Raw genomic sequence first — 23316 nt, 5'->3', positions numbered from 1 at the left:
GGAGGGCACATATGCTTGAACTGAGAAACGTGACGAAGCGGGTGACAGGCGTGGATCATATCCGCGACGTGTCGCTGACGCTCCAGCACGGCTCGCTCAACGTGCTGCTTGGACCGACGCTGTCGGGCAAGACCAGCCTCATGCGCCTGATGGCCGGCCTCGATGCGCCGACATCCGGCTCGGTGTGGTTCGACGGCGCGGACGTGACCGGCGTGCCGGTCCAGAAGCGCAACATCGCGATGGTCTACCAGCAGTTCATCAACTACCCGGCGATGACGGTCTACGAGAACATCGCTTCGCCGCTGCGCGTCGCCGGCGCCGACAAGGCGACAATCGAGGCCGAGGTCGAGAAGGCTGCCGCGCTGCTGAAGCTGACGCCCTATCTCGACCGCACGCCGCTGAGCCTTTCGGGCGGGCAGCAGCAGCGTACCGCGCTGGCGCGGGCCATTGTCAAGAATGCCGGCCTGGTGCTGCTCGACGAGCCGCTCGCCAACCTGGACTACAAGCTGCGCGAGGAGTTGCGCGCCGAGCTGCCGCGGCTCTTCGCCGAGGCCGGCACCATCTTCGTCTATGCTACGACCGAGCCGCAGGAAGCGCTGCTGCTCGGCGGCAACACGGCAACCCTGTCGGAGGGCCGGGTGACGCAGTTCGGCGAGACGATCGACGTCTTCCGCAATCCCAACGACCTGATAACGGCCAAGACATTCGCCGATCCGCCGCTCAACACCATCGTGCTGAGGAAGAGCGGTTCGAGCTTCCAGCTTGATGGTGGGGTCAACCTCCCGGTACCAGGCGACCTCGCCGGTATTGCCGATACGAGCTACACGATCGGCTTTCAGCCCCACCATCTTTCTCTTGAACGGGCCAACGAAGCGGCGGTGCCGGTGCGCGCAAAGGTCTCGATGACCGAGATCACCGGTTCGGAGACCTTCGTGCACCTCGATTTCGCCGATGTGCGGTGGGTCATGCTGGCGCACGGCATTCGCATGCTGGAGCCCGACCAGACGATCGAGGTGTTCATCGACCCGAGACACATCATGGTGTTCGACGCTGACGGCCATTCGGCCGGGCGCGCGCCGAAAATGGCGGCATAAGCGCATGGCTCGCATCGATCTAGACCATATCCGCCACGCCTACGGGACGCCGGAGTCCGACGCGGACTACGCGCTGAAGGAAGTGCATCACACCTTCGACGACGGCGGCGCCTACGCGCTGCTCGGCCCGTCCGGCTGCGGCAAGACCACGCTGCTCAACATCATCTCGGGCCTGCTGCATCCCTCGGAGGGCAAGCTGCTGTTCGACGGCAAGGACGTGACCAACCTGTCGACGCAGGAACGCAACATCGCACAGGTGTTCCAGTTCCCGGTGGTCTACGACACGATGTCCGTCTACGACAACCTGGCGTTTCCACTGCGCAATCGCGCCGTTCCAGAGGCCGACGTGGACCGCCGGGTGCGCGAGATTCTGGAGATGACCGGGCTTGCCGAACTCGGTGACCGCAAGTGCCGCGGCCTGACCGCCGACCAGAAGCAGAAGATTTCGCTCGGCCGTGGCCTGGTTCGTTCCGACGTCAACGCCATCCTGTTCGACGAGCCGCTGACCGTCATCGACCCGCACATGAAGTGGGTGCTGCGATCGCAGCTGAAGCAGCTGCACCGCCGCTTCGCCTTCACCATGGTCTATGTCACGCACGACCAGACCGAGGCATTGAGCTTCGCCGACCAGGTGGTGGTGATGTATGACGGCGCGATCGTGCAGATCGGCACGCCGGCCGACCTGTTCGAGCGGCCGCGGCATACCTTCGTCGGCTATTTCATCGGCTCGCCCGGCATGAACGTGCTGCCGGTCAAGCTCGACGGCGCGGAAGCGCGGCTCGGCGGCCAGGTCATCAGGCTGCCCGGGCGGCCCGACCTGATCGAAGGCTCGATCGAGCTCGGCGTGCGGCCGGAATATGTGCACTTCTCCAAGGACGGCATGCCAGTCTCGGTCACCAAGGTCGAGGACATCGGCCGCCACAAGGTGGTGCGCGCCAAGCTGCAGGGCGAGGACATAGCGCTGATCCTCAAGGAGGACGACAGCGTGCCGGCCGACGCGAGGGTGAGCTTCGACCCGGCAGGTATCAATCTCTACGCCAATTCCTGGCGCGTCGAGATGGGAGGCTAGACCATGGAAAAGACCTGGAACAACAAGGCCTGGTTCATGGTGCTGCCGATGCTGGTGCTGGTCGCCTTCTCGGCCGTCATCCCGCTGATGACCGTGGTCAACTATTCGGTGCAGGACACGTTCGGCAACAATGTCTTCTTCTGGGCCGGCACGGCCTGGTTCGAGGAGATCCTGCATTCGGACCGCTTCTGGCAGGCGATGGGCCGCAACCTCGTCTTCTCCGGCATCATCCTGGCGATCGAGGTGCCGCTCGGCATCTTCATCGCTCTCAACATGCCCAAGAAGGGCTGGGGCGTGCCGGTCTGCCTGGTGACCATGGCGCTGCCGCTGCTGATCCCGTGGAACGTGGTCGGAACGATCTGGCAGGTGTTCGGCCGCATCGACATCGGCCTGCTCGGCTATGCGCTGCACCAGCTCGGCATCGACTACAACTACGTGCAGAACCCGTTCGACGCCTGGGTGACGGTCATCCTGATGGATGTCTGGCACTGGACGAGCCTGGTCGTGCTGCTCTGCTATGCGGGGCTGGTGTCGATCCCCGACGCCTACTACCAGGCGGCCAAGATCGACGGCGCGTCGCGCTGGGCGATCTTCCGCTACATCCAGCTGCCGAAGATGAACCGCGTGCTGCTGATCGCCGTGCTGCTGCGCTTCATGGACAGCTTCATGATCTACACCGAGCCCTTCGTGGTGACCGGCGGCGGCCCCGGCAACTCGACGACCTTCCTGTCGATCGACCTGGTCAAGATCGCCATCGGGCAGTTCGACCTCGGGCCGGCGGCGGCGATGTCGATCATCTACTTCCTGATCATCCTTCTGCTGTCATGGGTTTTCTACACCGTGATGACCAACGTCGACGCGGGGAAATAGGATGGCGCAGGGCAAGGACACGACCGCAAACGGACGCGACGGGCTGATGCGCCAGTCGGCGACAGCGCCGCAGGACGCTGCGGCCAGCGAGGCGCTGGCGCGCAAGATGCGCCGGCGCGGCGAGGAATCGCGCTTCTGGTGGCTGGTGCCGACGATCTACATCATCGTGCTGATGCTGCCGATCTACTGGCTGGTCAACATGAGCTTCAAGACCAACCAGGAGATCCTCGGTGCCTTCTCGCTCTACCCGAAGGACCCGACGATCGCCAACTACATGGTGATCTTCACCGATCCGTCCTGGTACAAGGGCTACATCAACTCGATCATCTACGTCGTCATGAACATGGTGATCTCGGTCGGCGTGGCGCTGCCGGCGGCCTATGCCTTCTCGCGCTACCGCTTCCTCGGCGACAAGCACCTGTTCTTCTGGCTGCTGACCAACCGCATGGCACCGCCGGCAGTCTTCGCGCTGCCCTTCTTCCAGCTCTATTCGGCCTTCGGCCTGATCGACACGCATATTGCCGTGGCGCTGGCGCACTGCCTGTTCAACGTGCCGCTGGCGATCTGGATTCTCGAGGGCTTCATGTCGGGCGTGCCCAAGGAGATCGACGAGACCGCCTATATCGACGGCTATTCGTTCCCGCGCTTCTTCGTGAAGATCTTCATGCCGCTGATCGCGAGCGGCATCGGCGTGGCGGCGTTCTTCTGCTTCATGTTCTCGTGGGTCGAACTGCTGATCGCCAGGACGCTGACCACCACCGACGCCAAGCCGATCGCCGCGATCATGACCAGAACCGTGTCGGCCTCCGGCCTCGACTGGGGCGTGTTGGCCGCGGCCGGCGTGCTGACCATCCTGCCGGGCGCGCTCGTGATCTGGTTCGTCCGCAACTACATCGCCAAGGGCTTTGCCCTGGGGAGGGTGTGATCATGGACCTGCAATGGATGGCATGGACGCTGCCGACCGCGATCTTCTTCGGCACGATCCTTTCGCTGCTGATCGGCATGGCCGTGTGGGAATATGTCTCGCCGGGCGGCAATCCGCGCGTCGGCGTGCTGCGCTTCGAGACGACGCGGGGCGACCGCCTGTTCATCTCGCTGCTCGGAAGCGGCTTTATCAATCTCGCTTGGCTGGGCCTGATCGGGCCCAACCTGTGGTGGGCTCTCGCCCTGTCAGTGGTCTACGCGATCGGCGTATTCCGCCTCGTCTAGGGCGTGAACTGATCGGGGGCGCCTAGGGCGGCGCACCTGATGGAACTTGGAACTGTAACGGGAGGAAACCCATGAAACGGCAATTCTTGACATCAACGACGGCACTCGTCCTGCTTCTGGGCGCCGGCCAGGCCTTCGCGGGCATGGACGAGGCCAAGGCCTTCCTCGATGCTGAAATCGGCGATCTGTCGACGCTTTCGCGCGCCGACCAGGAGGCCGAGATGCAGTGGTTCGTCGATGCGGCGAAGCCTTTCGCCGGCATGGACATCAAGGTCGTGTCCGAAACCATCACCACGCACGAATATGAATCGAAGACGCTTGCCAAGGCGTTCGCCGACATCACCGGCATCAAGATCACGCACGACCTGATCGGCGAAGGCGACGTCGTCGAAAAGCTGCAGACGCAGATGCAGTCGGGCGAAAACATCTATGACGCCTACATCAACGACTCCGACCTGATCGGCACCCACTGGCGCTACCAGCAGGCACGCAGCCTGACCGACTGGATGGCCAATACCGGCAAGGACGTCACCAACCCGAACCTCGACATCGACGACTTCATCGGCAAGTCGTTCACCACGGCGCCGGACGGCAACCTCTATCAGCTGCCCGACCAGCAGTTCGCGAACCTCTACTGGTTCCGGTACGACTGGTTCAACGACGAGAAGAACATGGCCGACTTCAAGGCGAAGTACGGCTACGATCTCGGCGTGCCGGTCAACTGGTCGGCCTACGAGGACATCGCCGAATTCTTCACCGGCCGCGAAGTGGACGGCAAGAAGGTCTATGGCCACATGGACTACGGCAAGAAGGACCCGTCGCTCGGCTGGCGCTTCACCGATGCCTGGCTGTCGATGGCCGGCAACGGCGACAAGGGCATCCCGAACGGCCTGCCGGTCGATGAATGGGGCATCAAGGTCGACGAGAACTCGCGTCCGGTCGGCTCCTGCGTTGCACGCGGCGGCGACACCAACGGCCCGGCCTCGGTCTACGCCATCCAGAAGTATCTCGACTGGATGAAGGCCTATGCACCGGCTTCCGCCCAGGGCATGACCTTCGGCGAGTCCGGACCGGTCCCGTCGCAGGGCGAGATCGCGCAGCAGATGTTCACCTACACGGCCTTCACCGCCGACTTCGTCAAGGAAGGCCTACCGGTCGTGAACGAGGACGGCACGCCGAAGTGGCGATTCGCGCCAAGCCCGCATGGCGTCTACTGGAAGGACGGCATGAAGCTCGGCTACCAGGACGCCGGTTCGTGGACGCTGATGAAGTCGACACCCGACGACCGCGCCAAGGCAGCCTGGCTCTATGCGCAGTTCGTGACGTCGAAGACGGTGGACGTGAAGAAGAGCCATGTCGGCCTGACCTTCATCCGCCAGTCGACGCTCGATCACCAGTCCTTCACCGAACGTGCGCCGAAGCTCGGCGGCCTTGTCGAGTTCTACCGCTCGCCGGCCCGCCTGCAGTGGTCGCCGACCGGCACCAACGTGCCTGACTATCCGAAGCTGGCACAGCTCTGGTGGCAGGCGATCGGCGACGCGTCGTCGGGTGCCAAGACGGCCCAGGCCGCGATGGACTCGCTGTGCGCCGAGCAGGAGAAGGTGATGGAGCGCCTCGAGCGCGCCGGCATCCAGGGCGACATCGGCCCGAAGCTGGCCGAGGAGCACGATCTCGAGTACTGGAACAAGGATGCCGTCTCGAAGGGCAACATTGCTCCGCAGCTCAAGATCGAGAACGAGAAGGACCAGCCGATGACCGTCAATTACGACGAACTGGTCAAGAGCTGGCAGTAAACGCCGCTCCGGGCCACAGCGCCCGGACGTCAACAACCAGGGGAGGCGGCCTAGCGCCGCCTCCCTTGTTCGCGTCAGCATTTCGGGAGGGATCATGACGGGTTTCGTTCTCGCCATCGACCAGGGTACGACGTCGTCGCGGGCGATCGTCTTCGACGGGAAGATGAAGGTCGCCGGCGTCGGCCAGAAGGAATTTGCGCAGCATTATCCGGCATCCGGCTGGGTCGAGCACGATCCGGAGGAGATCTGGGACAGCGTGGTGGCGACCTGCAAGGCGGCGATCAAGGCCGCCAAGTGCAAGGCCGGCGACATCGCGGCCATCGGCATCACCAACCAGCGCGAGACCGTGGTCATCTGGGACAAGGCGACCGGAAAACCGATCCACAACGCGATCGTGTGGCAGGACCGGCGGACCGCGAAGCACTGCCAGAAACTGAAGAAGCAGGGGCTGGAGAAGACGTTTTCCCGCAAGACAGGCCTGCTGCTCGACCCCTATTTTTCCGGCACCAAGATCGCCTGGCTGCTCGACAATGTGAAAGGCGCGCGCAAGCGGGCCGAGAAGGGTGAACTGCTGGCAGGAACGATCGACAGCTTCCTGATCTGGCGGCTGACCGGCGGCAAGGTTCATGCCACCGACGCGACCAATGCCTCGCGCACGCTGGTCTACAATATCGAGAAGAACGAGTGGGATGCGGAGCTCCTGAATATCCTCAGGATCCCGGCCGGGCTGCTACCCGAGGTGAAGGATTGCGCCGCCGACTTCGGGGTCACGGAAAAGCCGATACTGGGGGCGGAAATCCCGATCCTCGGCGTTGCCGGCGACCAGCATGCCGCAACGATCGGCCAGGCCTGCTTCAAGCCCGGCATGATGAAATCGACCTACGGCACGGGCTGCTTTGCGCTACTCAACACGGGCGCCGACATCGTGCGCTCGAAGAACCGGCTGCTTACCACCATCGCCTATCGCCTGAACGGCAAGACCACCTATGCGCTTGAGGGCTCGATCTTCATCGCCGGCGCCGCCGTGCAATGGCTGCGCGATGGCGCGAAAATGATCGCCAAGGCGGCCGACAGCGGCGAACTGGCCGCGCAGGCCGACGATACGCAGGACGTGTACCTCGTGCCGGCTTTCGTCGGACTTGGCGCGCCGCACTGGGACGCAGATGCGCGCGGCGCGATCTTCGGCCTGACCCGCAATTCCGGGCCCGCGGAGTTCGCCCGCGCGGCTCTCGAGGCCGTTGCCTACCAGACGCGCGACCTGCTTGACGCCATGAAGAAGGACTGGAAGCATTCCTCCGCCGCGACGGTGCTCAGGGTCGATGGCGGCATGGTGGCGTCTGACTGGACGATGCAGCGGCTGGCCGACATCCTGGACGCGCAGGTCGACCGGCCCGAAATCCTGGAAACGACCGCGCTCGGGGCTGCGTGGCTCGCTGGTTCGCGGGCGGGTGTGTGGCCGAAGGCACAGGAATTCGCCAGGAGCTGGCAACTCGAACGGCGCTTCAAGCCCGCCATGGACGACAGGACGCGCGCCGCCAAGCTGAAGGGCTGGCGGGACGCGGTGTCGCGCACGTTGAGCCGACCATAAAAAAATCCCCGCGCCTTGCGGCACGGGGATCTCTTTCGATCGGCTGGTTGCGTGCCGATCAATCGTAAGGCGAATAGCACTGCTGGCGCGGCCCGTGATAGGGCTGGAACGTGTTGTCCGACGCGCGATACGAGCGGTAGCGGTCGTAGCACCACTGAACATGCGCATTGCCGCCGCGGTAGACATTGTTGTTGCTGTTCAGGGCGCCGCCGATGATGGCACCGGCAGCGAACGCGCCAAGCGGGAACCAGAAGCCGTTATACTGGCGATAGCCGCGACGACGCTCGCGGTAGCCGCGATGACCGTTGTAATAGACATTGCCGCGATCGCGTCGGAAGCCGTTGCGGTGCCATTTGCGGTGACGCACATCTACGACGTCCGTCGTCTGGGCGACCTTGGCGGTGGGGATATAAACCGGCGCGGCCGCCGACGGGGCGATGCCCGAGAAGGCGAAGGTGGCCGAGATCGCCGTGGCCATCAGGCCTGACAAGATCTTCTTCATTGCGAATTCCTCTGTCTGGGTAGGAGTCAACTGTCCCTATCGTGGGATAATGTACAACCTAGGATAATGTTCCGGTCCGCGGTTCCGCGATCGAACGACTGCCGCAGATGCTTCGGGCGCGATTTCAGATGCGCATCGGGGCCGCGAAAGGAGGGCCTGGCGGACAACGCGGAAGCGCGGTTTTTCAGGTTGACCGGCTGGGGTACTCTCCCTATGTTCCGCCGCAATTTCCGGGGCGCTTCGCGTACCCGCGGGAGCGCGTAGCTCAGCTGGTAGAGCAACTGACTTTTAATCAGTAGGTCCAGGGTTCGAGCCCCTGCGCGCTCACCAAAACAACTGTCGCCACACCAGCAATGTTTCCCGATGTTTGCCGCTGCATCCTTGCGCGGCGGCTGCTCCGGGATGGCCTTCGACGGGACGCCGGCTGCGTGCGGTGGATGCCGCGTGTGGGAAGACCGTCAGAAGCCGACCTGGGAACCGCCGCGGCAGAGCCCGGCTTCGCCGCCGCGGATACTCTGAGAAGTGGAACATGGCTTGGGCGCGAAGCCTCGACCGGGCAATTTCCGGGCGAAAAACCGGTAGCCGGCGCAGAGCGGTCCGATCCGCTCCAGGCTAGCCGAGACTAGTCGAGCACGCCCATCAGGACATGATAGGCGCCGTCGATATCGGCGCGTATGGCCTTCTGAACCCTGTCCACGTCGCGCTCGCAGATTGCGGTGAACATCTCGCGGTGGTGCCTGTTCGAGGTCGAATAGTTCCCCGAGTCGTGCAGCATGTTGAAATAGGGGCTGATCTGCAGCCACAGGTTCTCGATGATCCTGAGCAGGTTCTCCGACTCGGAAGCGCGATAGATCGTGAAGTGAAATGCGTAGTTGGCGCGCAGGTAAGCCTTCACGTCGCCTGCCGCGTTGGCACCGTCGAGCGCCTCCAGCAACTGGCGCAGGCTCGCACGCAGCGCATCGGTGCATCGTTCAGCCGCCCAGCCACCGGCGATTGCCTCGACCTCGAACCTGACGTTCCTGAGGTCGGACAGCCTTGCCCGGCTGAGCGCCGGAATGCCGATCGAGCGTCCGGACACGACGGTCAGTGCGTCGGCCGCCGACAGCCGTCGCAGCGCCTCGCGGACCGGCATCGGGCTGACCCCGAATGCATCGGCAAGGCTCTGAACAGTTACCATCTGTCCTGGCACGATGCTGCCGTCGAGGATCAGTTCGGTGACGCGCCGGAACACCTGATCCTGAAGTGTCTCTCGCGTCAGCGGGACGATGCTCGCCTTATTCTTCAATGCAGCCGATATCAAAACTGGACCTCTCGGGGGACCGGGAGAATTGCATGCAGCCTTCGTCGGCAAGCGTCAAGGACCATCGAAAATCGACTTCCCAATTTATCATTGATCTTAGATCAAATGATGCTACGGTCCTTCGCATCGGATGGCAAGGTCGCGTTTGGAAGCAGGCCTGCTTGCCCGACAACCAGTTCCAGGGAGGAGTCTAAAATGGCATTTGGTTCGAAAGCATTGCGGCTAGCGCTGCTGGCCGGAATGGCCGCGGGATCACTGTGCGCAAGCACGGCTGCGCAGGCGGCGGAGAAGTACAAGATCTATCTGAGCATGAGCTTCATCGGCAATGACTGGCAGGCCGAGGCGGCCAACATGGTCAAGGCCATGGCCGCGCACAAGAGCATGGCCGACAAGGTTGATCTGCAGGTGCAGGTCGCCGGTCCGAACGCCCAGCGCCAGATACAGCAGATCAACGCGATGGTGCAGGCCGGCGCGCAGGCGATCGTGATCTTCCCGATCTCGCCGACCGCCCTCAACCAGGTCGTCAAAAACGCCTGCGACAAGGGCGTCAAGGTGTTCGCCTACGACGCCGAGATCACCGAACCCTGTGCCTACAACATCCATATCGACCAGGAAGAGGCCGGACGCGTCACCGCCGAGTGGCTCGTCGACAAGCTGGGCGGCAAGGGTGAGATCATCGCAATCACCGGTGTTCCGGGAACGTCGGTCGACGACCAGCGCACCAAGGCCGCCAAGGAAGTCTTCGCCAAGCACCCCGACATCAAGATCGTCGGCGAGGCCGTCGGCATGTGGAGCCAGGCGGTAGCGCGCACCGAACTCTCCAAGATTCTCGCTACCCGCACGTGGGACGACATAGACGGCCTGTGGATGCAGGTTGGCTGCTTTGCCGCAAACGCCATGCAGCTCGAAGCCGGCAAGACGCCGGCAGACCTTCTGCCCTGTGCGGGTGAGGGCGCCAATGGCGGCCGCATCCAGATGCTGCCGGAAGGCACGGAAGTGGAAGGCGCTTCGTCGCCCTATGCCCCGCTTGGCGCGCCGCGCATCTCGTACGCTTCGCCGCCTTATTCGGGTGCGCTGGCCCTGAAGCTCGCGGTCGAGGCACTGGAAGGCAAGGACGTTCCCAAGCTCACCATCCTGCCGCTCCCTGTCGTGACCAGCGAGACGGTGAAGCTCTGCGAAGAGGGCACGTGGGACGAGATGAAGGCCGGTTGCAACGCCTTCAAGCCCGCGCTCGTCAGCAATCCCGGATGGTTCGCATCGATCTTTTCGGACCAGACGCCTGAGGTCGGCCTGAACGCCGCCCTCGTCGGCCAGCCGGAAGACTAAGCCTCCCAGGGCTTTGGGCGACGCGCGGACGCCAGTCCGTGCGTCGCCCGCATTCTAACGCCCGCGGCGGTCCAAGAGCATGACAAACCAGATGAACAACCCGGCCGTCCAGGTCGACGGAATGCTGAAGTCGTTCGGCGCGACGGTTGCGCTCGACGGCGTTTCCTTCTCGATCGCGCCTGGGAGCGTGCATGCGCTGCTGGGCGAGAACGGTGCCGGCAAGTCGACGATGGTCAAGCTGCTTTCCGGGCTGATCCGGCCGACGGAAGGAAGCGTGAAGATCTTCGGCGAGCACGCCACGCTCGACACGCCGCGTTCGGCCCACAAGCTGGGCATCCAGACTGCGTTCCAGGAGATGACGCTGGTTGGCGATCTGTCCGTGCTCGACAACATGCTGCTGCCCTATGCCCCGATGGGCATGTCGGGACTGATCCGCCGCCGCGCGGCGCGCGAGGACGTGCGACGCCATATCGCCGAACTCGGCTTCTCGGTCGATCTCGATGCCGAAGTTTCGTCGCTCGAGCTCTCCGTGCGCCAGAAGATCGAGATCGCGCGAGCTGTCTACCGCAAGCCGCGCATTCTCCTGCTCGACGAGCCGACCTCGACGCTCGCCGGCCGGGACGTCGACTGGCTGGGCGAGATCATCGCCCGGCTCAAGGCCGAGGGTACGACGATCGTCTTCATCACGCATCGCATGCGCGAGGTACGCGCCTTCTGCGATACGCTGACCATCCTGCGCAACGGCTGCCATATCGTCACCACGCCGGTGGCCGACATTACCGATTCCGAGGTGATCGAGAAGATCATCGGACGCTCCATCGAACAGACATTTCCGCCGAAGCCCGACAGCGCGCGGGCCTTCGGTGCGCCGGTTCTCGGCGTGCGCGATCTCAAGATCGGCCGCAAGCTCGACGGTGTCAGCTTCGACCTTCGCAAGGGCGAGATACTCGGCGTCGCCGGACTGCAGGGCATGGGCCAGCAGGATCTCTTTCTCGCCTGCTTCGGCATGGGCGAGGTGCTGCGCGGCGACGTCCTGGTCGACAACCGCAAGGTCTGGTTGAGTTCGCCCGCCGACGCGATTCGGCCGAACATGGCAATCGGCCTCGTGCCGGAGGACCGCAAGTCCGAGGGCCTGTTCCTGAAGCTTTCCGGGCGGCAGAATGCGACGCTGCCCGTCGTCTCGCGCTTCACCCGCATGGGGCTGATCGATGAAAAGGCGGAATGCGAAGCCGTGGAGGAAGCCTTTGCCACGGTCGAGGTCGACCGGCGCGCCATGTGGACGCGGGCGGGCGCATTTTCCGGAGGCAACCAGCAGAAGATCGCCATCGCCAAATGGCTTGTCGCGCAAAGCCGAATCCTGCTGCTGTTCGATCCGACGCGCGGCATCGATGTCGGAACCAAGCACGAAATCTACGTAATGATGCGCAAATACGTCGAGGCGGGCGGTTCGATTCTCTTCCACTCCACCGAGATTCCCGAACTCGTGCACCAGTGCGACCGGGTGCTCGTGCTTTACGACGGCCAGGTGGCGGTCGAGCTTGAGGGCGATGCAATAACAGAGCCAGCGATCATGCGCCCGGCCCTCGGGCACGGCCATTTCGCCGGAGAGGTGCCGGCATGAGCAGCGCGCAGGCTTCTACCGGGATGCAAAGGACGTCGGGCCTTCGCCGGGCGCTCGGCGCCAACAGCGGCACGATCATAGCTGCTGTCGTCTTCGCGGTCCTGCTGATGGTGGTGGACTGGGTGGGCGCCGGACCGCTGACCTACTTCGACATTTCTTTCCTATCGAGCGGCGGGGCGACCTCGGCGATCGCCGCGATCGGGCAGACCATCGTCATCATTTCCGGCGGCTTCGATCTCTCCGCCGGCGCGGTGATTTCGCTGGTCAACGTCGTGCTCGCGTCGAACATGGATCCGATGTCGACGCAGGCTAGCACGGCGCTGTGGACTGCGGTCGGGATCGGCGTCGGCATGGCCGTCGGCGCCTTCAACGGCTTCTTCATCGCCTTCCTGCGCATGCAGCCGATCGTCGTGACGCTGTCCACCATGTTCATTTTGCAGGGCGTGACGCTTCTGGTCATGGACAAGCCGGGCGGCTTCGTGTCGCCGGATCTCGGCGCCTTCTATCTGGGCGATGCGATACCCGGCTGGCTGCCGATGCCGGTCGTCGTCATTTGCGCGGTTCTGCTGCTCTGGATGTGGCTGAAGGGGACGCGCTTCGGAACGGCGCTCTATGCGGTCGGCAGCGACACGGATTCGGCGGCAGCCGTCGGCGTCAACGTAGTGCTCGTGCGCTTCATGGTCTACGTCATCGCCGGTGGCTGCTACGGGCTTGCCGGCGTGTTCATCAGCGCACAGACCGGCAGCGGCGATCCGCTCGTCGGCAATCCGCTCCTGCTTTCGATGTTTGCAGCCGTCGTTGTCGGCGGCACGCGGCTAGGCGGCGGGCAGGGCGGTCCGGTGGGCACGGTGTTCGGTGCGTTCATCCTGATGATCGTCGTCAACATCCTGCTCGTCCTGAACGTATCGGCCTACTACTCGACCATCGCCGAGGGCACGATCCTGTTCCTGGCAGTGCTAGCCGGCTCCATGTCGCACGGCTCCGTCCTGGCGATCCAGCTGCGGGCGGCCCGGGCGCGCTTCGCGGCATATCGCGCCGGCACGCTGCCATCGCAGATCGACAGGGTGGATCGGCGGCTGGCGACGACATCTGGAGCACGACGGAGCGAACCTTCGAACGCGACACGTCCGGCCTTTCACATTCGCCACGCCGAGACGCTGCGCTTTGCGCTGCCGGCATTCGTGTGCCTGATCCTGGTCATCGCGGTCACCCAGCTGTGGCTCGGGCGCGCGGTTCTCAACCCGGGATACTGGAACTCGCTCCTGGTCCTGTCGTCCTTCCTGGCGGTTCTCGCGCTCGGGCAGGGCACGGTCATCCTGACGGGCGGCCTCGACCTCTCGGTCCCGTGGATCATCGGCATTTCAGGCATCGTGCTCGCCGGCATGGTCAACGGATCGGATGCCGCCCTGGTCTATGCCTTGCCGACCGTTCTCGCGATGGCATGCGTCGTCGGTTTCGCCAACGGCGTCGGCATCGTCTATCTCGGCATATCCCCGATCGTGATGACCCTTGCCATGAACGGCATCCTGCAGGGCTTCGCGCTGCTTTATTCACAAGGCACGCCGGCCGGCTTCTCGTCGCCCATGCTGCGCTGGTTCATGACCGGCAGGATCGCGGGGATGACGCCGGTCGTCCTGTTCATTATCGGCTTCGTCATATTCGCGGTGTTGCTGCTCGGACGGACCGCCTTCGGTAGGCGGGTCTATGGCATCGGCAACGGGCTGCGCGCGGCGCAACTCTCCGGCATCGCGGTCGAGAAGACCCTGATCCTCGTCTATATCCTGTCCGCAATTTGCGCCGCCGTGGTGGGCATCATGCTGACCGGCTTTTCCGGCCAAGCGAGCCTTGGCATGGGCGACGATTATCTGCTTCCCTCCATCGCGGTCGTGGTGGTCGGCGGCGCGCTTATCACTGGCGGGCGAGGGCACTATATCGGCATGCTGGGCGGCGTCCTGCTGCTGACATCGCTGCAGATGCTGCTTGCCGGGACCACGCTGCCCTATGCGACGCGGGCCATCCTCTACGGCCTGGTCGTGCTGGGTGCCGTGATGGCTCTACGCGAACGAAACACCCGATGAAGAGGACTGGACGATGAGCACGCGCGCACCGGCTTCCGCAGAAGAGTTCCTGGCCGGCCTGAAAGGCCAGCGGGTCGTTGTCACCGCCGGTGCGGGCGGCATCGGGCTGGCGATCACCGATACGCTAGTGCGCCTCGGCGCACGCGTGGTGATCTGCGACGTCTCGGACGAGGCGCTGGCGACGGCGGGAAAGACGGTCCGCGTCGAGGCCGCGGTCAAGGCGGACGTGGCGCAGCAAGGCGATGTGGAACGGCTGTTCCAGACGGCGCAGGAGACTCTCGGCGGGCTCGATGCCCTGATCAACAATGCCGGGATTGCCGGGCCAACCGGCGGCGTCGATGAAATCGACCCGGATGAGTGGCGGCGCTGCATCGATATCTGCCTGACCGGGCAGTTCCTGTGCGCGCGTAGCGCGGTGCCGATGCTCAAGGCGGCGGGCGGCGGCTCCATCGTCTCGATGTCCTCGGCGGCCGGCCGACATGGATATGCATTTCGTACGCCCTACTCGGCGGCGAAATTCGGCGTCATTGGTTTTACCCAGAGCCTCGCCAAGGAACTCGGGCCGCACGGCATCCGCGTCAACGCCATCCTGCCGGGAATCATCGAGGGGCCGCGCATCGAGAAGGTCATTGCCGACCGGGCAAAGCAGGTTGGGGTGACCGGGGACGAGATGAAGAACCGTTATCTTCAGAACATCTCGCTGCGGCGCATGACCAGTCCCTACGACGTGGCCTCCATGGTCGCCTTCTTGCTGTCCGACGCCGGATACAACATCTCCGGCCAGTCGCTCGGCGTCGACGGCAACGTCGAAACACTCTGAGGGCAGCGACATGTCGAAAACCGCGATTGTCGGAAGCGGCTTCATCGGGCGGGCCTGGGCGATCAGTTTCGCCGCCGCCGGCCATGATGTCAGCATGTGGGACCAGTCGCCCGAAGCGACAGGCGGCGCGCGCGACTTCATTGCTGGCGTGCTCGGCGATCTGGCGGCCAATAACCTGCTGCGCGGGCAGACGCCGGAGAGTGTGCTCGACCGCATCGAAGTCGTGGCGGACTTCGAGGCTGCACTGGAAGGCGCCGTGCACATCCAGGAGAACACACCCGAAAATCGCGATATCAAGCGCGAGGTCTTCTCGCGGATCGACGCCGTTGCGACGCCGGAGGCGGTGATCGCCAGCTCGACCTCTGCGCTCCTTCCGTCGACCTTTACCGAGCATGTTGCCGGGCGCCACCGCTGCCTGGTCGTCCACCCGATAAACCCGCCCTATCTCATCCCGGCGGCCGAAGTGGTGCCCGCGCCGTGGACGAGCCAAGAGACAGTCGAGAGAACGTCCGCGTTCCTGGTCTCGGCGGGTCATGCGCCGCTCGTGATGAAGCGGGAACTCGACGGCTTCATCATGAACCGGCTGCAGGGCGCGCTCCTCGAGGAGGCTTTCCGGCTCGTCTCTGACGGCTATGCCAGCGTCGAGGACGTCGACATCGGCATTCGCGACGGGTTGGCGCTGCGCTGGTCCTTCATGGGTCCGTTCGAAACCATCGATCTCAACGCTCCCGGCGGCGTGCGCGACTATGTCGATCGCTACCAGTCGATCTATTCGAACATCTTTCCGCAGATGCAGCGCCGAGTCGACTGGGCGGGCGATGTGATGAAAACAGTGGAGGCCGACCGCAGCGCGCGGCTGCCGCGCGAAAATCTTGCAGTGCGCCAGGTCTGGCGCGACCGGCGCCTGATGGCCCTGGCTGCGCACAAGAGAAAATCCGACGAGGAGTTTGGTAAATGAACGAGACCACGCGCAAGACATCCGGCACCACAGCCAAGGGCAAGGTGATCATCACCTGCGCCATTACCGGCGCCATCCATACGCCGACCATGTCGCCCTACCTGCCGATCACGCCCGACCAGATCGCCTCCGAAGCGATCGCGGCGGCGGAGGCGGGCGCTGCCATCCTGCACCTGCATGCGCGCGATCCTGAGACCGGCAAGCCGGACCAGACGCCGGAAGCCTTCGCCCGCTTCCTGCCGCGCATCAAGCAGGGCACGAACGCGGCGATCAACATTACCTCAGGCGGTAGCCCCTACATGAAGGTGGAGGAGCGGGTACGCCCGGCTGCCCAGTTCAAGCCCGAGGTCGCCTCGCTCAACATGGGCTCGATCAATTTCGGCCTCTATCACCTCGCCGACAAGTACGAGACCTTCAAGTTCGACTGGGAAAAGCCGCATCTGGAAGCGACGCGTGACCTTGTTTTCCGCAACTCTTTCAAGGACATCGAATACATCCTTGCGACCTGCTACGACAACGGAACGCGCTTCGAGTTCGAGTGCTACGACATCGCGCATCTTTATAACCTCGCGCATTTCGCCGAACGCGGCCTGGTGAAGCCCCCATTCTTCGTCCAGTCGGTTTTCGGCCTGCTCGGCGGCATCGGCACGCACCCGGAAGACGTCGCCCACATGAAACGCACGGCCGACCGGCTGTTCGGCGACCAGTTCCGCTGGTCCGTCCTCGGTGCCGGCGCTAGCCAGTTGCGCATCGCTGCGCAGTCGGTGTCGCTCGGCGGAAACATCCGTGTCGGCCTGGAGGACAGCCTGTGGGCCGGTCGCGGGCGGCTGGCAAAGTCGAATGCCGAGCAGGTGGTGCTGGCGCGCAAGATCATCGAAGGGCTCGGTCTGGAGGTGGCGACGCCTGACGAGGCGCGCGCCATCCTGGAACTGAAGGGTGGCGACAAGGTCGCCTTCTGAGCGGCCCGGGGAGGAGACAATGCTGCGTATCGAGGTTCTGAGCGACAGGCCCGACCAACTCGGCGAAGGGCCGCTCTGGGACGTGCGCGAGCAGCGCTTCTACTGGATCGATTCCTACGGACCCAGCATCCATTGCTGCGATGCTGCGGGCGTCGACAGAAAGAGCTGGAACCTGCCCGAACCGATCGGATCCATGGCGCTGCGCGAGAAGGGCGGCGCGATCCTGTCGCTGCGCGACGGTTTCTACAGTTTCGACTTCCAGACGTGCGTGTCCGAACGCCTTGTGGAGACGCAACCGGGCGAAATGCGGCCGCGCATGAACGACGGCAAGGTCGACCGCCAGGGCCGATTCGTCGCCGGCTCGATGGATTTCGAGGAGAGCGAGCCGGTCGGCAAGCTGTTCCGGCTCGATCCGGACCTTTCGGTGCATACGCTCGACAGCGGCATCATCTGCTCGAACGGTCCCTGCTGGAGCCCCGACGGAGCGACCTTCTACTTCGCCGACACGGGCCGGCGCGTGATCTGGGCCTATGGCTACGATACGGATACGGGAAACGTGCTGTCGCGGCGCGTCTTCACGAGCTTCGAGAACATGCGCGGTCTTCCGGACGGCGCCACGGTCGATTCCGAAGGCTATGTCTGGAGCGCCGAAGTCTATTCGGGCCGGCTCATCCGGTTCGATCCGAACGGTGTCGTCGACAGGATCGTCGGGCTGCCGGTCCAGTCGACCACGAGCCTGATCTTCGGCGGGCCGGATCTCGACATCGCCTATGTCACCTCGATGGCGAGGCCATACCAGTATCAGTATCATCGGGAGCGCGAGGCAGGCTTCGTCTTTGCCGTCCACGGCCTCGGCGTGCGCGGCATCGAAGAGCCGCGCTTCAAGGGTTAGATCGGGAAACGGGAGAACAGGCGATGAAGATCGACGTGGTGGTGGATGTGAAGACGACGCTGGGCGAGGGGCCTCTTTGGGACGTCGAGCAGCAGCGGCTCTACTGGATCGATTCCTTCGACGGGCGCGTCTTCCGGGCTACCCATGACGGCCGCGAAATCCGGTCTTGGGATGTCCCGATGAAGATCGGCTCGATGGCGCTGCGCAAGGACGGCGAGGGCGCCATCGTCTCGCTCGCCCGTGGCTTCCACACGCTCGATTTCAAGACCGGCGATGTTGAACTGATCCATGACCCCGAGCCCGGCAAGGACGCCAACCGGCTCAACGACGGCAAGGTCGACAAGCAGGGCCGCTTCATCGCCGGTTCCATGGACACGATGGAAAGCGGACCGAACGGTGCCCTGTACCGGCTAGATCCCGACTTCTCCGTCCACAAGCTCGATGACGGCATCATCGTTTCGAACGGTCCCTGCTGGAGCCCGGACGGCGACACCTTCTATTTTGCCGACTCGTGGTCGGGGGAGATCTGGGCCTACGACTACGACCAGACAACCGGCAGTGTCTCGAACAGGCGCACCTTCACCAAGATCGACACTTCGACGGGGGGCGCAGCGGACGGCTCGACGGTCGATGCCGAGGGCTGCCTGTGGAACGCGCAGGTCTATGACGGCAAGCTGATCCGGTATCGGCCGGACGGCGTCATCGACCGCGTCATCGAGATGCCCGTCAAGAAGATCACGAGCGTGATGTTCGGAGGGCCAAATCTCGACATCATCTACGTCACCTCGATGGCAAAGCCGCCGCTGCCGCGCTTTCCGGGCGACGGCGTATTGCGCGGCAGTGTCTTCACGATCACTGGCCTGGGCATTGGCGGTGTACCGGAGCAGCGCTTTGGCGCGTAGATGCGCATGCGGCGCCAGCCCGGAATTCAGGGCCGGCGCGGCTTTGTGATCGGCATGACCGGGTGGGCCGGTCTCACGCCGGCTTTCCGGAACGGTCGGCTGAGATAGGGGCTTGCGGGCAGGCCGAATTGCCAGAGCGTCTCGGTGGCGCGGGTCAGGCCGATGCGCGGCCCTACGAGCAGGTCAGCCGGCCGCTCCTTGCCGGGGCTGAAGTCGAAGGGGGAGCCGGTCAGCGCGAGGCCGTCGAAGGAAGCATCGACGCCGAGCGCCTGGCAGAGGCGGCCCGGGCCCGAACAGAGCAGTTTTCGCGCCTCGGTGCCGCGGCGAGCGGCCATCCGGTCGAGGCCTGCGGTCGGCTCTATGGCACGGATCAGGACGGCGCTGCCGGGAAGGCAGACCGCGTTCAGGCACCAATGGATTCCGTAGGAGCGGTAGACATAGGCGGTGCCGGGTGCTGCGAACATCGAGGCGTTGCGCGGTGTTGGCCCGCGAAAGCTGTGCGAGGCCGGATCGTCCGGCGCATAGGCTTCCGTCTCGACCACGATGCCGCCGGCGCCGTGCACGAAAAGCACGGCGCCGACCATGTCTGGGGCGACATCCGCCGCCGGGCGGGCGAAGAAGGCAGTGAGTGCGGGCGTCGTGTCCAAGCCCGCCTTATTTCACATCGCGATCTGCCTTGCGAGCGCCATGCGGAGTTGCGGCGTCCCTGGAGTGCTCGGCGATTGCCGGACCTGCACCAGCGGTTTTCATGGAATCGCCCGCCGGCGACGTGCCGGGAGGATTCTGGCCGTCCGAATGGCGGGTCTTCTCATGCACGTCCGAGGAGGGCTCGGTGAGGCCGTAGGGCTGCGGCTTTTCGGTCAAGGCGGCATCCTGGTCGGTCTCCTTCGGCCGGTAGTCGGCTTCGAGCTTGCGTGCACCCGTTTCGCGGTGATTGTCGTTCATGGTTGCGGCTCCGGTTTCTTCATCGCGATAATTCCCGGCGCGGGCGGCGGTTCCCGGGCGGCGGCGGAATCGGGCGGCGGTGGCCCTGGCGTTCTGCAGGAGGAACACAGGAATTCGCGGCTTCCCGTTGAAATCGATCAGGAAACCGCGATCGGGGTTTTCTTGGCCCGCGGTTGCCGCTAGGTTTTCGTGGCAACCGGCCGTTGCGCTCCGGGGGGAGCGGGGGCCATAGAACGTGGTGCGGACGAAGGCACTTCCAGTCGCGTCCTTGCTTGGGGAAGGGTGGGCCAGCAGCAATGGGTTTCGCATTCGATCACGCCGGCCAGTGGCGGCGGGGGCGGCAGTTCGCCATGCTCCTCGCCCTGGTCTTTGCGGCGTCTGCCGCCGTGGCCACGGAAAAGCCGATGCCGCCGACGATACCGGGAAGCCCGCCCAAGGCGCCCGGCATCAGCAACATGCCGTCAACGCCGTCGACGCCGGCTCCGCCATCGCAGGAAAGGTCCTTCCAGCGCTACAGCCACTACGATCTGGCCGCGGGCGACGAATGGCAAAGCGATGCCTGGGACGCGCCCGGTTGCGAGAACAAGTGCAAGGAAAATTCCGCCTGCGCCGGCTTCACCTATGACGGCTGGAACAGGCGCTGCTTTCTCAAGCGAGACCTCGGTGGGATCAGGCTCAACCCGCGTGCCACCAGCGGCGTCCTGTCTTCGGAGCCGCAGCCGGTCAAGTCGGGCGCGCCGGTGGTGATGAAATACTACAATAACCGGGCCTTTCCCGGCCAGGCGGACCAGTCCCAGGCCGCGAAGGACCGCGACGGCTGCGAAAGGGCGTGCTGGGGCATTGCCTCCTGCATCGGCTTTTCCTTCCACAAGGCTGAACGGCGCTGCGACCTGTTCGACAATCCGCAGGAATACGGCAAGCAGTCGGGCGTCTACAGCGGCGCCAAGGAGCAGGACGCCAACTGACCGCAGCTTGCCGGGGCGGGCAGGGCCGTTTCCGTCGCCTAGCGGATCTCCTGCAATATCTGGTCGTAGAGCAGGCTCGCTGCGGGCGAGAGCGCGCGGTTGCGTGCGCGGATCAGGCTGTATGGCTGCACGTCGATGTCGAAGGCGATGGGCAGGACCTCGATGGCGCCGGCGAGCCCGTCGTCGGCATTGATGAACTTTGCGACGTCGAGGGCGACCGGCGCGATGGTGTCGGACTGCGCCACCATGACCAGGGTCAGCAACAGCGAGGTGGTGTTGAGGATGCGGTCGGGCAGGGGCACGTGGTGGCTCATGAAATGCGTCTCCATGGTCCGCCGCAGCAGCGAGCCGCCCGGCTGGAAGATCCAGTCGTATCCGGTCAGTTCCTCGAGCCCCACCGTCCGGCCGTCGGCCAGCGGGTGGCCGCGGCGCACGATCAGGCAGGCCTTCTCGATGCCGATGACGCGCGCCTCGAAAAGCCGCGGATTGAGGTCGTCGGGAATGCGCGCGATGATGAAATCGTGTCGCGATGCCAGGAGTTCGCGCGCCAAGACGGCGCTGGTGTCGACCTGCATGCTGATCTCGATGCTCGGAAAGCTCTTGCGGATCCGCTTGATCGCCGGGACGGCAAGGCCGATCGCCGGCGCGGTGACGGAACCGAGGAAGACGGCGCCGCCGCGGCCGGACTTGAGGTCGGAAATCTCGCGGTCGACCTCGCGCAGCTCGAGCAGCATGGCGCGGGCGCGGCGGGCCAGCGTGGTGCCATAGGGCGTCAGTTCGACGCCGCGCGGCAGGCGGTTGCAGATCGGCGCCGAAAGAATGTCCTCCATCTCGCCGATCATGCGCGAGGCGGCCGGCTGCGAGATGTTGAGGATGTGCGCTGCGGCGCTGATCTGGCTGGTGTCCTGCAGTGCGACGATCATGCGCATGTGGCTGAGCTTGAGGCCGCTGCGCAGCAGGCTTTCGCCCGACTGTGCCAGCGATTCCGTCATCGAACCCGTCGATCCTTCATTCATGCTCGATTCCCCTTTCGGCAAGGCTGGCTGCAGTCGATATAACCATAACGCATATCAACCGTCGTGAATTGCATTTGACAGTTATATCGATTGGGTCATAGCTGCCAGTCGTTCGGGCTCTGTCGCGTGCATTTTGTGCGGCAGATGGAGGGAGCCAAGGCCCACGACTTTTTCTGGGAGGTTCAGCAGAAATCTTCGGTGTTCGTTCGCCTTCGCGACAGGGTCGCGCTGCGCTCGACGCCTGTCATTCACCACTAGACCGTCATCACCAAGGGAGAGAAACGTGAAAATAGTCAAAGCAATGGTCGGCGCACTGGCGCTCGGCCTGGCCGCAGTAAGCTACAGTGCGCACGCGCAGGACAAGGGCACGATCGGCATCGCCATGCCGACCAAGTCGTCGCTGCGCTGGATCAGCGACGGCGACGCGCTTGTCGCCGCGCTGAAGGAAAAGGGCTACGAGACGGACCTGCAGTTCGCCGAGGACGACATTCCCAACCAGCTCGCGCAGGTGGAAAACATGATCACCAAGGGCTCCAAGGCCCTGATCATCGCCTCGATCGACGGCACCACGCTGTCGGCAGTGCTGCAGCAGGCCGCCGACCAGGGCATCAAGGTCATCGCCTATGACCGCCTGATCCGCGACAGCGGCAACGTCGACTACTATACCACCTTCGACAACTTCCAGGTCGGCGTCCTGCAGGCCAACTCGCTGGTCAAGGGCCTCAAGGAGCGCTTCCCCGACGCCAAGCCGTGGAACGTCGAGCTGTTCGGCGGCTCGCCGGACGACAACAACGCGTTCTTCTTCTACGACGGTGCCATGTCGGTGCTGCAGCCGATGATCGACTCCGGTGAGATCGTCATCAAGTCCGGCCAGATGGGCATGGAAAAGGTCGGCACGCTGCGCTGGGACGGCGCCGTGGCGCAGGCACGCATGGACAACGTCCTGTCGGCCAACTACTCCGACGGCAGTGTCGTGCACGGCGTGCTGGCTCCCTATGACGGCCTGTCGCGCGGCATCATCTCGTCGCTGCGCGGCGTCGGCTACGGCTCGGCCGACCAGCCGTGGCCGATCGTGACCGGCCAGGACGCCGAGACCCCCTCGGTCAAGGCGATCATTGCCGGCGAGCAGTACTCGACCGTGTTCAAGGACACGCGCGAACTGGCCAAGGTCACCGCCAACCTCGTCGACGCGGCGCTTTCAGGCGGCACGCCGGAGATCAACGACACCAAGACCTACGACAACGGCGTGAAGGTCGTTCCGTCCTACCTGCTGACCCCGTATGACGTCGACAAGACCAATTACGAGGAACTGGTTGTGGGATCGGGCTACATCAAGGCCGAAGAACTCCAGTAACCGGTGCTTCGCGTGGCTCCGCGGCTTGCCGCGGGGCCACGTCCCGGGTATGCCG

22 protein-coding genes and 1 tRNA gene are annotated in these 23316 nt (G+C 64.3%); 18 read left to right on the top strand and 5 right to left on the bottom strand.

Translation table 11 applies throughout. The features are described from left to right. The first annotated feature begins 11 nt into the window (after positions 1 to 11). The 7 genes from ACT2BZ_RS19820 (at position 12) to glpK (ending at position 7623) form a co-directional block, all read left to right on the top strand. Entirely contained in the window at positions 12 to 1094 is a 1083-nt protein-coding gene (locus ACT2BZ_RS19820) for an ABC transporter ATP-binding protein (RefSeq protein WP_457937090.1), read from the top strand. Positions 1095 to 1098: 4 nt separating this feature from the next. Then, positions 1099 to 2163 (top strand): ABC transporter ATP-binding protein, encoded by a 1065-nt coding sequence (locus ACT2BZ_RS19815; protein ID WP_457937089.1) that lies wholly within the window; start codon positions 1099 to 1101, stop codon positions 2161 to 2163. Positions 2164 to 2166: 3 nt separating this feature from the next. Next, complete coding sequence (locus ACT2BZ_RS19810; protein ID WP_457937087.1) at positions 2167 to 3033, top strand: carbohydrate ABC transporter permease; 867 nt, start codon at positions 2167 to 2169, stop codon at positions 3031 to 3033. A 106-nt stretch (positions 3034 to 3139) separates the two neighbouring features. Next, positions 3140 to 3958, top strand: coding sequence for a carbohydrate ABC transporter permease (locus tag ACT2BZ_RS19805; RefSeq protein ID WP_457941392.1), 819 nt, complete (start codon positions 3140 to 3142; stop codon positions 3956 to 3958). Positions 3959 to 3960: 2 nt separating this feature from the next. After that, positions 3961 to 4242, top strand: a complete 282-nt coding sequence (locus tag ACT2BZ_RS19800; RefSeq protein WP_457937086.1) for a DUF2160 domain-containing protein — start codon at positions 3961 to 3963, stop codon at positions 4240 to 4242. Between the two features lie 71 nt (positions 4243 to 4313). Continuing rightward, a complete protein-coding gene (locus ACT2BZ_RS19795) occupies positions 4314 to 6035 on the top strand; it encodes an ABC transporter substrate-binding protein (RefSeq protein ID WP_457937085.1) in 1722 nt (573 codons plus the stop codon). 94 nt (positions 6036 to 6129) lie between these two features. Beyond that, positions 6130 to 7623 carry a glycerol kinase GlpK gene (glpK, locus tag ACT2BZ_RS19790; RefSeq protein ID WP_457937084.1) on the top strand — a complete coding sequence of 498 codons (1494 nt, stop codon included), beginning with the start codon at positions 6130 to 6132 and terminating at the stop codon, positions 7621 to 7623. A 58-nt stretch (positions 7624 to 7681) separates the two neighbouring features. Here glpK and ACT2BZ_RS19785 read toward each other — a convergent pair whose 3' ends face one another. Beyond that, positions 7682 to 8125 carry a BA14K family protein gene (locus ACT2BZ_RS19785; RefSeq protein ID WP_457937082.1) on the bottom strand — a complete coding sequence of 148 codons (444 nt, stop codon included), beginning with the start codon at positions 8123 to 8125 and terminating at the stop codon, positions 7682 to 7684. A gap of 254 nt (positions 8126 to 8379) precedes the next feature. Between ACT2BZ_RS19785 and ACT2BZ_RS19780 the strand changes: the two genes are divergently transcribed. Then, a tRNA-Lys gene (locus ACT2BZ_RS19780) sits at positions 8380 to 8455 on the top strand. Between the two features lie 292 nt (positions 8456 to 8747). On the opposite strand, the gene ACT2BZ_RS19775 is transcribed toward ACT2BZ_RS19780, so the two are convergent. Beyond that, positions 8748 to 9410 (bottom strand): GntR family transcriptional regulator, encoded by a 663-nt coding sequence (locus ACT2BZ_RS19775; RefSeq protein ID WP_457937080.1) that lies wholly within the window; start codon positions 9408 to 9410, stop codon positions 8748 to 8750. Between the two features lie 210 nt (positions 9411 to 9620). Between ACT2BZ_RS19775 and ACT2BZ_RS19770 the strand changes: the two genes are divergently transcribed. The 8 genes from ACT2BZ_RS19770 to ACT2BZ_RS19735 all read left to right on the top strand — a co-directional run bounded on the left by ACT2BZ_RS19770 (position 9621) and on the right by ACT2BZ_RS19735 (position 18981). Beyond that, positions 9621 to 10751 (top strand): sugar ABC transporter substrate-binding protein, encoded by a 1131-nt coding sequence (locus ACT2BZ_RS19770; RefSeq protein ID WP_457937078.1) that lies wholly within the window; start codon positions 9621 to 9623, stop codon positions 10749 to 10751. Positions 10752 to 10830: 79 nt separating this feature from the next. Next, positions 10831 to 12372: a sugar ABC transporter ATP-binding protein gene (locus tag ACT2BZ_RS19765; RefSeq protein WP_457937076.1), complete on the top strand. Its 1542-nt coding sequence runs from the start codon at positions 10831 to 10833 to the stop codon at positions 12370 to 12372. Next, the gene (locus ACT2BZ_RS19760; RefSeq protein WP_457937075.1) at positions 12369 to 14450 is read left to right on the top strand and encodes an ABC transporter permease subunit; all 2082 of its coding nucleotides are present in this window, start codon (positions 12369 to 12371) and stop codon (positions 14448 to 14450) included. Before ACT2BZ_RS19765 ends, ACT2BZ_RS19760 begins: the two co-directional genes overlap by 4 nt. A gap of 13 nt (positions 14451 to 14463) precedes the next feature. Beyond that, a complete protein-coding gene (locus ACT2BZ_RS19755) occupies positions 14464 to 15270 on the top strand; it encodes an SDR family oxidoreductase (protein WP_457937074.1) in 807 nt (268 codons plus the stop codon). 10 nt (positions 15271 to 15280) lie between these two features. Further along, the gene (locus ACT2BZ_RS19750) at positions 15281 to 16228 is read left to right on the top strand and encodes a 3-hydroxyacyl-CoA dehydrogenase (RefSeq protein WP_457937072.1); all 948 of its coding nucleotides are present in this window, start codon (positions 15281 to 15283) and stop codon (positions 16226 to 16228) included. After that, positions 16225 to 17187 carry a 3-keto-5-aminohexanoate cleavage protein gene (locus ACT2BZ_RS19745; RefSeq protein WP_457937070.1) on the top strand — a complete coding sequence of 321 codons (963 nt, stop codon included), beginning with the start codon at positions 16225 to 16227 and terminating at the stop codon, positions 17185 to 17187. Before ACT2BZ_RS19750 ends, ACT2BZ_RS19745 begins: the two co-directional genes overlap by 4 nt. A gap of 19 nt (positions 17188 to 17206) precedes the next feature. Then, positions 17207 to 18079, top strand: a complete 873-nt coding sequence (locus ACT2BZ_RS19740; protein ID WP_457937068.1) for an SMP-30/gluconolactonase/LRE family protein — start codon at positions 17207 to 17209, stop codon at positions 18077 to 18079. A gap of 23 nt (positions 18080 to 18102) precedes the next feature. After that, on the top strand, positions 18103 to 18981 hold the full coding sequence (locus ACT2BZ_RS19735; RefSeq protein WP_457937066.1) for an SMP-30/gluconolactonase/LRE family protein: 879 nt from the start codon (positions 18103 to 18105) through the stop codon (positions 18979 to 18981). Positions 18982 to 19007: 26 nt separating this feature from the next. Here the strand turns inward: ACT2BZ_RS19735 and ACT2BZ_RS19730 are convergent, their stop codons facing one another. Together ACT2BZ_RS19730 and ACT2BZ_RS19725 are read right to left on the bottom strand one after the other, a co-directional pair. Beyond that, positions 19008 to 19565, bottom strand: a complete 558-nt coding sequence (locus ACT2BZ_RS19730) for a DNA-3-methyladenine glycosylase (RefSeq protein WP_457941391.1) — start codon at positions 19563 to 19565, stop codon at positions 19008 to 19010. 70 nt (positions 19566 to 19635) lie between these two features. Beyond that, complete coding sequence (locus tag ACT2BZ_RS19725; protein WP_457937064.1) at positions 19636 to 20223, bottom strand: hypothetical protein; 588 nt, start codon at positions 20221 to 20223, stop codon at positions 19636 to 19638. Here ACT2BZ_RS19725 and ACT2BZ_RS19720 point away from each other — a divergent pair. Next, positions 20223 to 20891 (top strand): PAN domain-containing protein, encoded by a 669-nt coding sequence (locus ACT2BZ_RS19720; protein ID WP_457937063.1) that lies wholly within the window; start codon positions 20223 to 20225, stop codon positions 20889 to 20891. The two genes, ACT2BZ_RS19725 and ACT2BZ_RS19720, sit on opposite strands and share 1 nt — an antisense overlap. A 38-nt stretch (positions 20892 to 20929) precedes the next feature. On the opposite strand, the gene ACT2BZ_RS19715 is transcribed toward ACT2BZ_RS19720, so the two are convergent. Then, positions 20930 to 21907 (bottom strand): LysR family transcriptional regulator, encoded by a 978-nt coding sequence (locus ACT2BZ_RS19715; protein WP_457937062.1) that lies wholly within the window; start codon positions 21905 to 21907, stop codon positions 20930 to 20932. A 283-nt stretch (positions 21908 to 22190) separates the two neighbouring features. Between ACT2BZ_RS19715 and chvE the strand changes: the two genes are divergently transcribed. Beyond that, on the top strand, positions 22191 to 23261 hold the full coding sequence (chvE, locus tag ACT2BZ_RS19710) for a multiple monosaccharide ABC transporter substrate-binding protein (protein WP_457937061.1): 1071 nt from the start codon (positions 22191 to 22193) through the stop codon (positions 23259 to 23261). Positions 23262 to 23316: the final 55 nt, after the last annotated feature.

It is taken from the genome of Mesorhizobium sp. 10J20-29 (genome assembly GCF_054130485.1).
The sequence above is the reverse complement of the archived record's forward strand: the minus strand, read 5'-3'. Positions and strand labels throughout refer to the sequence as shown.